The organism is Streptomyces chryseus, assembly GCF_014650755.1.
Lineage (GTDB): Bacteria > Actinomycetota > Actinomycetes > Streptomycetales > Streptomycetaceae > Streptomyces > Streptomyces chryseus.
In genome coordinates this window covers 1-13,506 of sequence record NZ_BMVO01000021.1, presented here as the reverse complement: position 1 = coordinate 13,506, position 13,506 = coordinate 1, and the positions used below count along the sequence as shown (strand labels likewise).

The window sequence follows — 13,506 nt, the reverse complement described above, 5'->3', positions numbered from 1 at the left end:
CGGCACGCGACAAGGGCGCAGACGTTCGACGTCACACTCCGCAGACTACCGCTCACAGCCCGAAGCGACGCTGGAGGTCCCCCAGCTGACCGGGAAGGCGCGGTGCGGCGCCGTGCTGCCCCGCCCCGCCGCCGTGCCCGCCGGGCACTCCCGCCTGCGACGGGACCGCGCCCGTGGCCTGCTCCGCCATGAGGAGTTCGGTGGACTGCAGCAGCACCGTGCCGGCCCCGACGAACTCGAACTGGTGCTCCTCGCCCGACGTGCCGCCGATGCCGGTGAGTGACCTGATCCCGCCCATGACGCCTGTCATGTACTGGTGGTCGTAGTGGTGGCACGGGGACGGGCAGTCCGCCCAGCCGACCAGCGCCTGCGGGTCCACGCGGATCGGGGGCTCCATGAAGACCACGGGGCCGTTGGAGGCCGCCACGAACTTGCCCGTGCCGATGAGGGTGAGGAAGCCCGGCACGATCGACTGCTTGAGCGCGAGGCTCGGCTCGTACGCGAGGAGGTTGCCGGAGCGGATGGTGAGGTTGCCGTTGTCGAGGTCGTAGGAGTTGACGTCGAACGCGCGGTCCGCGAGCAGCATCTTGCCCTGGCCCTCCGCCACCACCCAGTCGCTCGCGTGCAGCGGCGAGTGGAAGCTGGTGCGCAGCAGGCGCTCGAAACGGCCGTGGCCGATGCCGTTGAAGTCGATGCGCCCGTAGTAGGCGATCATCTTCCCCTTCTGCAGGAACCACTGGCTCCCCTTGAGCTCCACGCAGAAGGTGTACGGAGTGACGTTGTCGTCGGAGGGGAGCGTGTGCGGGTCGAAGATCACGGGGCCGGTCACAGCTTCTCCTCCGAGGCCTGTACGTACACCGCGCCGTTGCCGGACAGCTCCAGCTGGAACGCCTCGCCCGAGCCGCGACCCACCATGTCGCGCCAGCCGAGTGCGGTGGAGAGCTTGTTGCGTACGTCGCCGTGGTGCGCCACGTACGCCTGCGGGTCCACGTGCACCGGGCGCTGCGGGGTGATGGGGACCTCGATCACGCCGCCGTGCGCCATCACGGCGACCGCGCCGTGGCCCCCCAGCGTGGTGGTGAACAGGCCCTGGCCGGTCACCTGGCCGCGCACCATGCCCATGACGCCGCCCTGCGAGCCCATGAACATCGTGCCCTGGGCGAGTGTGCCGTCGAAGGCCAGGAGGCGGTCCGCCTCGACGCAGAGGGTCTCGCCGGTCAGGTTGATCACCTGGATGTGGTGGCCTCCGTGGCCGAACAGCACGGTGCCCGAGCCCTCGACCGTCATCAGCGGGGTGGCCTCGTTGGCGACCCGCCGGCCGATCATGGACATCACGCCGCCCTGACCGCCCTGGATGTTCGGCGTGAACGACACGTCGCCCTGGTACGCGAGCATCGCGCCGCGCTGGCTGAACATCTTCTGGCCGGGCGCCACCCGCGCCTCGACCATCTTCGCGTTGATCTCGCGGAACGGCATCAGACGTCGCCCCCGACGGTGTTGCGCTCGCTCGGCTGCACGTAGACCAGCCCCTCGCCCTCGAAGCGGATCTGGAACGCCTCGCCCGAGCCCTCACCGATGAGCGTGCGGAAGGTCACACCCGACTGGAAGTGCTGCTGGAGGTCGCCCTGATGGGCGATGTACGCGCCGGGGTCGACCTGGAGGGGGTACTGGGCGGACACGCGCAGCACCACCGCCGGGCCGTCCGACATGATCGCCGCCTGCCCGGTGCCCTCCACGGTCGTGGTGAACAGCCCGTTGCCGGTCGCGCCGCCGCGCAGTCCGGTGAAGGAGGTGCCGGTGCGCAGGCCCGCGTCCGTGCACAGGAGGTTGCTGGACTCGACGTACAGCTTGTCGCCGTGCAACTGGACGAGGTTGATCTCGCTCGCGCGGTCGGCGAACCAGCACGTGCCGTGGCCCTTCACCTCCATCATGGTCATCTGCTCGCCGGTCAGGCGGCGGGTCACCATGCCGCGCACTCCCTCACCGCCGCCGGACATCTTCTTGAAGGCCATCTGGCCGTCGTACGCGACCATCGAGCCGTTCTTCGCTTTGACGGCGTCGCCGGTCATGTCGACGGCGAGCACCTTGCTGCCTTGGAGTCGGAACTGAGCCACGTGGGTGACGGTATCCCGTGACCCCGACCCTGATAAAGGGCGGCGGGAGCGGGCTGCCACAATGGGGTGCGAGCTTGTGCGTCCGTTCACAAGATCGACCGTTTCCTGCGACGACGAAGGTTGCCCCTCCGTGGACATCAAGACCGCTTCCGCACTCCGCCGCCTCCGCCTGGTGTCCGTACCCGAGGCGGTCTCCTTCCTGCTGCTGCTCGTGTGCTCGGTGCTCAAGCGCACCACGGACTTCAACGCCGTCCCCGTCATGGGCGCGATCCACGGTCTGCTCTTCGTCCTGTACGTGCTCTTCTGGGCCGACGCCTGGAACCGCACCAAGTGGTCGCTGGGGACGGCGGCCTTCTACTTCGCCATGTCGGTCCTGCCGACCGGCGGCTTCTTCGCCGACAAGCGCCTCAAGCGCGAGGCCGAGGACGCGGTCATCGCGGGCCGCGCCCGCAAGGAAGGCGTGGTCGGCGCATGATCGTCGCCTTCTCCGTCACCCCGCTGGGTGTCGGTGAGGACGTCGGGGAGTACGTCGCCGACGCGGTGCGCGTGGTCCGCGAGTCCGGGCTGCCCCACCGCACCGACGCGATGTTCACCTCCGTCGAGGGCGAGTGGGACGAGGTGATGGACGTCGTGAAGCGAGCCGTCGCCGCCGTCGAGGCCCGCGCCCCGCGCGTCTCGCTCGTACTGAAGGCCGACATCCGGCCCGGCGTCACCGACGGCCTGACCTCCAAGGTCGAGACGGTGGAGCGCCACCTGAGCGCCTGATCCGACCGTCCGACAGCCCCCGGCCGCCCTGGCGGCCGGGGGCTTCGTCACGCCCCGTCGCGGCTCCGCCGTCGCGTCGCCGTCGCTTCGTCGTTCAAACAACTCGACGCCGAAATGCGCCCGCTCGGACGACCCGGTTCGACACGCCGCCCAATGTCCCTTTATGTGGGGGTATCGAACGCCCTCGACTGCGGGAGGCACAGTGCGGCCGAACGGCTACGACTACGACACCCACAGCCGGCTCGCCGGGCCGCTGACCGAGCCCGTCGCCACCGGGTACCGGGTGCAGTACCGGAGTCTGATGGCGCAGGAACCGCACCGAATACGCGCCGTGCTGCTGATGACGCTGGCTCCGCTGCTCTCGGCGCTCCTGCTCGTCTACCTCGTCTGGCCCACGCACTGGACCGAACGCGAAGGCGGCGAACGGTGGCTGGTCCACCTCGACATGGTGATGCTGGCCTCGATCGGCCTGATCATGCTCTTCATGCTGGTCAACGTCGTGTCGATCGCCCACGCCACGATGGTCGCCAGGGACCCGGTACCCGTGACCCCCGAGCCCGGCACCCGGGTCGCGTTCCTCACGACGTACGTACCGGGCAAGGAGGCCCTGTCCATGGTGCGCGCCACCCTCGAAGGCGCGGTCGCGCTGCGGCACGACGGGCCGCTCGACATCTGGCTCCTGGACGAGGGCGACGACGAGCAGGCCCGCGCGCTCTGCGCGGCGCTGGGCGTACGGCACTTCACCCGCAACGGCGTACCCGAGTGGAACACCCGAAGGGGCCCGCACCGGGCGAAGACGAAGCACGGCAACTACAACGCCTGGCTCGCCATGCACGGCGGCGCCTACGACTTCTTCGCCTCCGTCGACACCGACCACGTGCCGCTCCCCAACTTCCTGGAACGCATGCTCGGTTACTTCCGGGACCCCGACATCGCCTTCGTCGTCGGACCGCAGGTGTACGGCAACTACGACGCGTGCGTCACCAAGGCCGCCGAGTCGCAGCAGTTCCTCTTCCACGCGCTGATCCAGCGCGCGGGCAACCGCTACGGCGCCCCCATGTTCGTCGGCACCAACAACGTCGTACGCGTGCGGGCCCTCATGCAGGTCGGCGGCCTGTACGACTCGATCACCGAGGACATGGCCACCGGCTTCGAACTGCACCGCAGGAGGAACCGGGAGACCGGGCGCTTCTGGCGTTCCGTCTACACCCCGGACGTGCTGGCCGTCGGCGAGGGGCCCGCCTCCTGGACCGACTTCTTCACCCAGCAGCTGCGCTGGTCGCGCGGCACCTACGAGACGCTGTTCAAGCAGTTCTGGAAGGCGCCCTTCCGGGTGCCGCCGGGCCGGCTGCTCACGTACACGCTGATGCTCGTCTACTACCCGATGACCGCCGTCAACTGGCTGCTCGGCATCCTCAGCTGCGTCCTGTTCCTGTGGTTCGGGGCGTCCGGCACCCAGGTCTCGTCCTCGGTCTGGCTGATGCTCTACAGCGACGCGGCCGCGCTCCAGATCGGGCTCTACCTGTGGAACAGGCGGCACAACGTCTCGCCGCACGAGCCCGAGGGCTCCGGCGGACTGGCCGGCATGGCGATGTCCGCGCTCTGCGCGCCGATCTACGCCAAGTCCCTCGGCTCGGCGGTGCTGCGCACCCGGGGCAGGTTCGTGGTCACGCCCAAGGGCGGCGAGGCCAGCCCCGACCGGCTGATGACCTTCCGTATCCACCTGTTCTGGGCGGCTGTACTGGTCTGCTCGCTCGTCGCCTCCTTCCACCTCGGTCACACCCACGCGGCCATGCGGACCTGGGCCGTGCTGGCGCTCGTCATTTCGCTCTCGCCGGTCGCGGTGTGGTGCTGGACCTCCGCACGCGAGCGCGCCGCGGCCAAGGTACTCAGGCCCGCCAAGGGCCACGCGAGTGGCGCGGTACCGGGCGAGGAGCCGGAGCCCGCGCTCGCCACGACGACCGGAGGGAACTGAACCATGGCCTACCGGCCGACGAAGAAGTTCAAGAAGACCCTGCTGGGCGGCGGAGCCGTCGTGGTGCTCGCGGGACTCAACGCCCCTGCGGCGCTGACCTTCGCGGAGGAGAAGTACCACGCGTACAAGATCGCCCAGCCCGGCTACAAGGCGCAGTACGGCTCCTGGTCGACCGTCGACATACCGGAGAAGTACCGCACCAACGCGATCCACGCGGCCCTGCTCAACACGGGGAAGGTGCTGATCATCGCGGGCTCGGGCAACGAACAGAAGAAGTTCGACGAGGGCACCTTCGAAACCGTGCTGTGGGACCCGAAGGACAACTCCTTCGAGCTGGTCCCGACGCCCGAGGACTTCTTCTGCGCCGGACACGCCCAACTGCCCGACGGCCGGCTGCTGGTGGCCGGCGGCACCGCGCGCTACGAGGTGCTGGGCGACCAGGTCATGCGGGCCGGCGGCGGCATGCGCGTGAAGAACGAGAACCCGGACAAGGCCATCACCTTCAAGAAGGGCACCCGTTTCCGCTCGCCGTCCGGTGTCACGTACGTGTCGAAGTTCGACGTGACGGTGCCGAAGGCGAAGCGCCAGTTCAAGATCTCGTACGCCAAGAGCGGGCGCATGCTGCCCTGGAAGACCTCGGTCAAGGCGGCCGAGGCCCGCGTCTTCGTCGAGGCCGCCGAGGAAGGACCGCGGGCCGTCACGAAGGAGGCGGCGCAGTACGAGATCGTCGGGCTCAAGGGCGAGGACGCCGACAACGCCTACGGCCTCGCCGAGGCGATCACCATGGACAAGCAGGACTTCCAGGGGATCAGGGCGGCGTACGAGTTCGACCCGAAGGCGGAGCGGTACATACCCGTCGACCCCATGAAGGAGGCCCGCTGGTACCCGACGCTGGTCACCCTCCAGGACGGCAAGGTGCTCGCCGTCTCCGGGCTCGACGACGTCGGCGCGATCCTCTCCGGCGACAACGAGTACTACGACCCGAAGACGAAGAAGTGGTCGAAGGCGCCCTTCCGGTACTTCCCGACGTACCCGGCCCTCTTCCTCACCAAGGGCGGCAAGGTCTTCTACTCCGGGGCGAACGCCGGTTACGGTCCGGCCGACAAGGGGCGCGAGCCGGGCATCTGGGACCTGGAGAAGAACACCTTCAAGAAGGTCGGCGGGCTGACCGACCTCGACCAGACCGAGACCGCGGCCTCGCTGGTCCTGCCGCCCGCCCAGGACCAGCGGGTGATGATCCTCGGCGGCGGCGGGGTCGGCGAGTCCGGGAAGGCGACCGGCCGCACGGCGATCATCGACCTGGACGAGGACAGCCCGGTCTTCAAGACCGGCCCCCAACTCCCGCAGGGCACGCGGTACCTGAACAGCGTGATCATGCCGGACGACACCGTCTTCACCAGCGGGGGCTCGAAGGACTACCGGGGGCGCGGCGCCAGCAACATCCTCAAGGCGCAGTTCTACGACCCGAAGGCGAACGCCTTCAAGGCGGCGGCCGAGCCGACGGTGGGCCGCAACTACCACTCCGAGGCCCTGCTGCTGCCCGACGGCCGGGTGGTGACCTTCGGCTCGGACTCCCTCTTCGGCGACAAGGACAACACGAAGCTGGGCAAGTTCGAGCAGCGGATGGAGATCTACACCCCGCCCTACCTCTTCCGGGACAAGGCGCTGCGACCGGTGCTGGGCGCCGGACCGCGCGAACTGCCCGCGTCGGGCGTGGCGACGTTCAAGTCCGCGCACCCGGAGCGGATCGCGCGGGCCCGGCTGATGCGGCCGAGCGCCGTGACGCACACGACGGACGTCGAGCAGCGCTCGATCGAACTGAAGCTGAGGAAGGGCCGGAGCGCGGTGACGGTGGAGGTGCCGGGCGACAAGTCGCTGGTGCCGCCCGGCTGGTACATGCTCTTCGTCACGGACGCCGAAGGGACGCCGTCGGAGGCGAAGTGGATCCACGTGCGGTAAGGGCGGCGCGTACGCCGGCCCGTCGGCGCGCCGGTGCCCGCACGTCCGTGCGGCGCGGGCGGCCGGGCCTCGGCGCGGCGCCCGTGCCTACACCTTCGCCCGGCGGGCGAGCCCCAGGGCGTAGTCCGGCCACCAGGTGCCCGCCGCCGGGCCGCCGCGGCACTCGCCGTCCGAGTCCCCGGGCCGTTTGATCCACAGGTACGCGTCGAGCAGCGGGTCCCCGGTGCGGTCACTGGGCGGCGTACCGAGGGCGCGTCCGGTGGGGTTGCACCAGGCGTCGGTGCGGCCGCCGGACAGGGGGCCGTTGCCGTTGCGGCTGCTGTCGATGACGAAGTGGGCGCCGCCGAGCAGGGCGGAGAGCTGGGAGCCGAAGGACTTGACGGCCTCGTCGGTCTGGAAGTTGGAGACGTTGAGCGAGATGCCGTCGGCCCGCTCCACGCCGGCGCGCCGCAGCGGCTCCACGAGCTTGCCGGGGTCGTCGATCCAGGCCGGGTTGCCGGCGTCCAGATACACCTTGGTCTTCGGCTGCCGCTTCAGCCGGTCGACGGCTTCGGAGAGCAGCGCGGTGCGCTCGTCGTGCTCCTCGGGCGGGGTGCAGCCGTCCACGATGTGCGCCACCGCGTCCGGCTCCAGGACCACGATGGCCGGCGCGGAGCCGATGCTGTCGGCGAAGGCGCCGATCCAGCGCCGGTAGGCGTCGGCGTCGGGCGCGCCGCCGGCGGAGTGCTGGCCGCAGTCGCGGTGCGGGATGTTGTACGCGACCAGTACGACGGTCCGCGCGGCCTTGGCGGCGCCGCGCACGGCGTCGCGGATGTCGGGCGCGGGGTCGTCCCCGGACGGCCAGCCGGCGACCGGCCGCTCGGAGATCCGCCGCAGGACGTCGGCGTCGGCGTCGCGGCCCTGCGCGTCCCACGCCTCGACCTGGCGGGCGGCGTCGCTCTGCGGGTCGACCCAGTACGGGGACGAGTCCTGGCCTTCCCCCCGGCTCTGCGCGGCGGTGGACTCGCCCGCCCGGCCGGACCCCGGGCCGGGCGCCGAGCCGCCGGAGTCCGAGCAGGCGGCGACGCCCAGCGCGAGGAAGGCGACGGTTGCGGCGATGAGCGAGCGGGTCGGACTGCGGCCGGACATCCAGCCCCCTTGAACGGTTCGACTGGGCGACGATAGGGACCGGGTAATCGTTGCATAACACCCATATCGCCCCCGGCTGCGACACCACCGCGACCGGGCGCGCGGTGGGAGTCCGGGGCCGGGGCTACGGCGCCGTCGAGGCGAGGGCGATGCCCAGAGGAGTGCGCTCGTACAGGACCTGATGGCCGTAGCGGCGCGAGACCAGCAGGCCCGCGTCCCGCAGAACCGACAGGTGCGCCGACACCGACGAGGGGGCCATCCCGAGCGCGTGCGCCAGCGCCGACGTGGACGCCGGCTCCTCCAGCGCGCACAGGACATCCGCCCGGCCCCGCCCCAGCAACCGCGCCAACGACTGAGGCGTACGCTCGGCCGCCCCCGTCCACAGCCCGCCGATCCCGCGCACCGGATACACGACGGTCGGCTGCCACGGCGGCTCGAAACCGCTCACCACGTCCGGCCAGCAGAACACGCTCGGCATCAGCACCAGACCCTGGCCGCCCAGGGTGCGCTCGTACGTGCCGGGCCGGTCGATCGTGAGCGTACGGCCGTCGCCCGACCACGCGAGCCTCGGGTTCAGCTCGCCGAGCAGCCCGCCCAGGCCCACCTCCGCCAGCCGCCGCGAATGGAACACCACATCCGCCTCCAGCAGCGCCCGCAGCCGAGGCCAGTCGGGCTCGACCAGGGCGCGCCAGGCGCGTTCCAGAAGCGCGGCCATGTCCCGCACCGTGCGCCCCGGATCGTCGAGCATCGCCCGCCCCGTCGCGCTGTCCGAGGCTCCCGGCGTGCACGCCAGCGACTGCGCGATGTCGTCCCGCGCGGCTGCCGGATCGGCCGCCCGTACGGCCGCGATCTCCTCCTCGAAGGTGGCCGCGGGCCCGATCGGCGGCGGCCCGAGGCAGTCCGGCGTATGCCCCCGCTGCGGCATCAGCAACCAGAGCGGGGCGAGGTCGAGGCCGGCCGTGGCCTGGCGGATGCGGCGCAGCCACGGCAGTTGGTAACCGTGCCGCTCCGGGCGCGTGAGGGTCCGTACCGCCTCCTGCGTCTCCCACAGCGGCGAGATCGCGAACCGGCAGCGCAGCAGGTCGGCCTCGCCGAGATACAGCCGGTACGCCACCGCGCCCGCTCGCCTCCCGTACGGCCCAGGGGCGAAGATTCGGCCCCAGCCGAAAGTCTACGCACGCCACCGGCCCCCGGTCAGGCTGCTCCCCATGCCGCCACCCCGCCGCCGTTCCCGCTTCCGCCCCTGCCCCGGCCCCCGTCTGCGCCGGGAGGGCGCGCCGCCCGCCGGCTACCGCGCGGTCTTCCAGGTGCGGGAGTTCCGGGCGGTCTTCGCCGCGCACCTGATGTCGCTGCTCGGCGTCGTCGTCTGCGAGATCTCACTCACCGTTCTCGTGTACGACCTCACCGGGTCCCCGCTCATGAGCGCACTCGCCTTCGCGGCCGGTTTCCTTCCCTACCTCCTCGGCGGCACACTCCTCGCCGGAGCGGCCGACCGCTACCCCGCCCGGCGCGTCCTCGTCGTCTGCGACCTGGTCTGCGCCGCCTGCGCGGCCCTGATGGTGCTGCCCGCAACCCCCGTCGCCGGCCTCCTCGCGCTGCGCTGCGCGGTCGCCGCCGTCTCGCCCGTCTTCAGCGGGACCCGGATCGCCACCCTCGCCGACATCCTCGGCGACGGTGACCTCTTCGTCCTCGGGCGTTCGCTCCTGCGCATCGTGTCGCAGAGCGCGTTGCTCGTCGGTTTCGGTGCGGGCGGGGTGCTGCTCGCGCTGATGCCGGCGCGGGCGGCCATCGGGATCACCGTCGTGACCTTCCTCGGCTCGGCCGTGGTGCTGCGCCTGGGCACCCGCCGCCGCCCCGCGCGCGGCGGCGGCGCGGGAGGCACCCTGCTGCGCGACTCGCTCCTCGGCGCCCGCGCGGTCTTCGCCCACCGCCGGGCCCGGGCGCTGATGCTCATGTTCTGGGTGCCGCCGGCGTTCGTGGTGGCGCCGGAAGCGCTCGCCGCGCCGTACGCCGACCGGATCGGCGCGGGCACCGCCGCCGTCGGCCTGCTGATGTGCGCGATGCCGGTGGGGCACATCGCGGGCGAGCTGTGGGCCGGCTCCGCGCTGGGTCCCCGGGGGCGCGAGCGGATCGTCGTACCCGTGGCGGCGGTGTGCCTGCTGCCGCTGGCTGTGTACGCCGTACGGCCCGGCCTGCCCCTCGCCGTGCCGGCGCTGCTCCTGACGGGGCTGGCGTCGGCGTACACCCTCGGCCTCGACCAGTGGTTCGTGGAGGCCGTGCCGGAGGAACTGCGCGGGCGGGCCATGACCGTGATGACGGCGGGGATGATGACGGTCCAGGGCGTCGGGATGGCGGCCGCGGGCCTGGCCGCCGAGTTTCTGCCCGTGCACCACGTCGTGGCCGGCTTCGGGATCGTGGGCACGGGGTGCGTGCTCGCGCTGCTGAGGGAAGTGCGGCGTACCGACGACCGGCGTACCGAAGTCCGCCGTACCGAGGTGCGGCGTACGAACGTGCTCGACGGGGCCGGGAAAGGCGGACCGGGACCGAATTCGACCGAAGCGCGAGACGGGGATGTTCACGATATGACCGGCCGGTAAGGTCGACGCCGTGCCGAAGCCGCTCAGCCTCCCGTTCGACCCCATCGCCAGAGCCGACGAACTCTGGCAGCAGCGCTGGGGACCCGTCCCCTCGATGGGCGCGATCACGTCCATCATGCGCGCGCACCAGATCCTGCTCGCGGAGGTCGACGCCGTCGTCAAGCCGTACGGACTGACGTTCGCGCGGTACGAGGCGCTGGTGCTCCTCACCTTCTCCAAGCAGGGCGAGCTGCCGATGTCCAAGATCGGCGAGCGGCTGATGGTCCACCCGACGTCGGTCACGAACACCGTCGACCGGCTGGTGCGGTCCGGCCTCGTCGACAAGCGCCCGAACCCCAACGACGGACGGGGCACGCTGGCCTCGATCACCGAGAAGGGCCGCGACGTGGTCGAGGCGGCGACCCGCGACCTGATGGCCATGGACTTCGGGCTGGGGGCGTACGACGCGGAGGAGTGCGCGGAGATCTTCGCGATGTTGAGGCCGCTGCGGGTGGCGGCGCACGACTTCGAGGAGAAGTAGGCCGCACCGGGCGTGGAGGTGCCACCCGCGCCGAAGCGGCCGAGGGCCGCCTCCGCCGGGACGGAGGACGCCCGCCCACTCACGCCGACGCGGTGACGCCCGCCCTCGCGCCGACGCGGGTGACGCCCGCCCGCCCCACCCGAAGATCGTCCATTGCGCCCCGTTACGCTCAATGGCATGAAGTCGAATGTGCTGTCCCGATACCGGGTGATGGCGTACATCACCGCCGTCTGGCTGCTGGTGTTCACCGCGGCGATCATCGCGAAGTACGGGTTCCAGACCGGCGACACCATGCTGATCTCGCAGATCCACGGTGTGCTGTTCATCGTCTACGTGGTCTTCGCCTTCGATCTCGGCACCAAGGCGAAGTGGCCGTTCGGCAAGCTCCTGTGGGTGCTGGCCGCCGGCTGCATCCCGTTCGCCTCCTTCTTCGTCGAGCCGAAGATCACGCGCGAGGCCCGTCCGCTGGTGGCGGGCGCGACCCCGGCCACGGCGAAGGCGTAGCCCCGGCGCGGCCACGGCCGCCCGGCAGTGGGACACCCGACCGCCACGAGCGAGGCTCGTGGCGGTTTGCCATCGACATTTACTAGGACGTCCTAGTAAATTCGAAGGTATGGACGCTGAAGCGATCGAGGAAGGCCGCCGCCGCTGGCAGGCCCGTTACGACAAGGCCCGCAAGCGCGACGCGGACTTCACCACGCTCTCCGGAGACCCGGTCGACCCGGCGTACGGGCCGCGCCCCGGCGACACGTACGAGGGCTTCGAGCGGATCGGGTGGCCGGGGGAGTACCCCTTCACCCGCGGCCTGCACCCGACCGGCTACCGGGGCCGGACGTGGACCATCCGCCAGTTCGCCGGCTTCGGCAACGCCGAGCAGACGAACGAGCGCTACAAGATGATCCTGGCGAACGGCGGCGGCGGCCTGTCCGTGGCCTTCGACATGCCGACGCTGATGGGGCGGGACTCGGACGAGCCGAAGGCGCTGGGCGAGGTCGGCCACTGCGGTGTGGCGATCGACTCCGCCGCCGACATGGAGGTCCTGTTCAAGGACATCCCCCTGGGCGATGTCACCACCTCCATGACGATCAGCGGCCCGGCCGTCCCGGTGTTCTGCATGTACCTGGTCGCGGCGGAGCGGCAGGGCATCGACCCGGCGGTCCTCAACGGCACGCTGCAGACGGACATCTTCAAGGAGTACATCGCGCAGAAGGAATGGCTCTTCCAGCCCGAGCCGCACCTGCGCCTGATCGGCGACCTGATGGAGCACTGCGCGCGGACCATCCCGGCGTACAAGCCGCTCTCCGTCTCCGGCTACCACATCCGGGAGGCCGGGGCGACGGCCGCGCAGGAACTGGCGTACACGCTGGCGGACGGCTTCGGCTACGTCGAGCTGGGGCTCAGCCGGGGCATGGACGTGGACCACTTCGCGCCGGGCCTGTCGTTCTTCTTCGACGCGCACGTCGACTTCTTCGAGGAGATCGCGAAGTTCCGCGCGGCGCGGCGCATCTGGGCTCGCTGGATGAAGGAGGTGTACGGCGCACAGACGGACAAGGCGCAGTGGCTGCGGTTCCACACGCAGACGGCAGGAGTCTCGCTGACCGCGCAGCAGCCGTACAACAACGTGGTGCGTACGGCGGTCGAGGCGCTGGCGGCGGTGCTGGGCGGCACGAACTCCCTGCACACGAACGCGCTGGACGAGACGCTGGCGCTGCCGAGCGAGCAGGCGGCGGAGATCGCGCTGCGGACGCAGCAGGTGTTGATGGAGGAGACGGGCGTCGCGAACGTGGCGGACCCGCTGGGCGGCTCGTGGTACATCGAGCAGCTGACGGACCGTATCGAGGCGGACGCGGAGAAGATCTTCGACCAGATCAAGGAGCGCGGCCTGCGGGCGCATCCGGACGGCCGCCACCCGATCGGTCCGATGACTTCCGGCATCCTGCGCGGCATCGAGGACGGCTGGTTCACCGGCGAGATCGCGGAGTCGGCCTTCCAGTACCAGCGGTCGGTGGAGAAGGGCGACAAGCGGGTGGTGGGCGTGAACTGCCACCACGGCTCGGTGACCGGTGACCTGGAGATCCTGCGGGTGAGCCACGAGGTGGAGCGCGTACAGGTACGGACGCTGGCGGAGCGCAAGGCGGCGCGCGACGACGCGAAGGTGCGGGCCGCGCTGGACGCGCTGCTGACGGCGGCGCGCGACGGCTCGAACATGATCGAGCCGATGCTCACGGCCGTACGCGCGGAGGCGACGCTGGGCGAGATCTGCGGCGTACTGCGGGACGAGTGGGGCATCTACACGGAGCCGCCGGGGTTCTGAGGGGGGCTGCGGGTGGGGGGCTGGGGTCGGTGTGGTGGTCGGGGGTGGGGGGGTGGTTGCGGGGGCGTTGGTGGGTCGGGGGCGGTGGTTGTTTCTGGTGTGGGGGCCGCCTTTTGCGGAGTGTGGCGTCGGAG

Annotated in this window: 13 protein-coding genes; 8 read left to right on the top strand and 5 right to left on the bottom strand. The window is 71.0% G+C overall.

What is annotated here, in order from left to right; genetic code table 11:
• Positions 1–52: 52 nt before the first annotated feature.
• From IE185_RS25145 to IE185_RS25135, 3 genes are read right to left on the bottom strand one after another with little or no spacing between them, the layout of a single operon-like run.
• The gene (locus IE185_RS25145; protein ID WP_138896599.1) at positions 53–829 is read right to left on the bottom strand and encodes an AIM24 family protein; all 777 of its coding nucleotides are present in this window, start codon (positions 827–829) and stop codon (positions 53–55) included.
• Entirely contained in the window at positions 826–1,476 is a 651-nt protein-coding gene (locus IE185_RS25140) for an AIM24 family protein (protein ID WP_138896598.1), read from the bottom strand. Before IE185_RS25140 ends, IE185_RS25145 begins: the two co-directional genes overlap by 4 nt.
• Positions 1,476–2,114 (bottom strand): AIM24 family protein, encoded by a 639-nt coding sequence (locus tag IE185_RS25135; protein ID WP_138896597.1) that lies wholly within the window; start codon positions 2,112–2,114, stop codon positions 1,476–1,478. The genes IE185_RS25140 and IE185_RS25135 overlap by 1 nt, the downstream gene beginning before the upstream one ends.
• Before the next feature lie 130 nt (positions 2,115–2,244).
• Here IE185_RS25135 and IE185_RS25130 point away from each other — a divergent pair, with 130 nt between their 5' ends.
• The 4 genes from IE185_RS25130 to glxA all read left to right on the top strand — a co-directional run bounded on the left by IE185_RS25130 (position 2,245) and on the right by glxA (position 6,813).
• Complete coding sequence (locus IE185_RS25130) at positions 2,245–2,589, top strand: DUF3817 domain-containing protein (protein ID WP_138896596.1); 345 nt, start codon at positions 2,245–2,247, stop codon at positions 2,587–2,589.
• Positions 2,586–2,879 carry an MTH1187 family thiamine-binding protein gene (locus IE185_RS25125; protein WP_138896595.1) on the top strand — a complete coding sequence of 98 codons (294 nt, stop codon included), beginning with the start codon at positions 2,586–2,588 and terminating at the stop codon, positions 2,877–2,879. Before IE185_RS25130 ends, IE185_RS25125 begins: the two co-directional genes overlap by 4 nt.
• A 163-nt stretch (positions 2,880–3,042) precedes the next feature.
• Entirely contained in the window at positions 3,043–4,854 is a 1,812-nt protein-coding gene (locus IE185_RS25120) for a glycosyltransferase family 2 protein (RefSeq protein ID WP_138896594.1), read from the top strand.
• A gap of 3 nt (positions 4,855–4,857) precedes the next feature.
• Positions 4,858–6,813, top strand: coding sequence for a radical copper oxidase GlxA (gene glxA, locus IE185_RS25115; protein WP_138896593.1), 1,956 nt, complete (start codon positions 4,858–4,860; stop codon positions 6,811–6,813).
• 87 nt (positions 6,814–6,900) lie between these two features.
• On the opposite strand, the gene IE185_RS25110 is transcribed toward glxA, so the two are convergent.
• A complete protein-coding gene (locus IE185_RS25110) occupies positions 6,901–7,941 on the bottom strand; it encodes a glycoside hydrolase family 6 protein (protein ID WP_138896592.1) in 1,041 nt (346 codons plus the stop codon).
• Between the two features lie 124 nt (positions 7,942–8,065).
• Positions 8,066–9,055: an ArsR/SmtB family transcription factor gene (locus IE185_RS25105; RefSeq protein ID WP_138907414.1), complete on the bottom strand. Its 990-nt coding sequence runs from the start codon at positions 9,053–9,055 to the stop codon at positions 8,066–8,068.
• A 94-nt stretch (positions 9,056–9,149) separates the two neighbouring features.
• Here IE185_RS25105 and IE185_RS25100 point away from each other — a divergent pair, with 94 nt between their 5' ends.
• The 4 genes from IE185_RS25100 (at position 9,150) to icmA (ending at position 13,372) form a co-directional block, all read left to right on the top strand.
• Positions 9,150–10,538, top strand: coding sequence for an MFS transporter (locus IE185_RS25100; protein ID WP_189716064.1), 1,389 nt, complete (start codon positions 9,150–9,152; stop codon positions 10,536–10,538).
• A gap of 10 nt (positions 10,539–10,548) precedes the next feature.
• Positions 10,549–11,058: a MarR family winged helix-turn-helix transcriptional regulator gene (locus tag IE185_RS25095; RefSeq protein WP_138899386.1), complete on the top strand. Its 510-nt coding sequence runs from the start codon at positions 10,549–10,551 to the stop codon at positions 11,056–11,058.
• Between the two features lie 177 nt (positions 11,059–11,235).
• On the top strand, positions 11,236–11,562 hold the full coding sequence (locus tag IE185_RS25090; protein ID WP_138899282.1) for a DUF3817 domain-containing protein: 327 nt from the start codon (positions 11,236–11,238) through the stop codon (positions 11,560–11,562).
• Positions 11,563–11,671: 109 nt separating this feature from the next.
• Positions 11,672–13,372 (top strand): coenzyme B12-dependent isobutyryl-CoA mutase large subunit, encoded by a 1,701-nt coding sequence (gene icmA, locus IE185_RS25085; protein ID WP_138899283.1) that lies wholly within the window; start codon positions 11,672–11,674, stop codon positions 13,370–13,372.
• Positions 13,373–13,506: the final 134 nt, after the last annotated feature.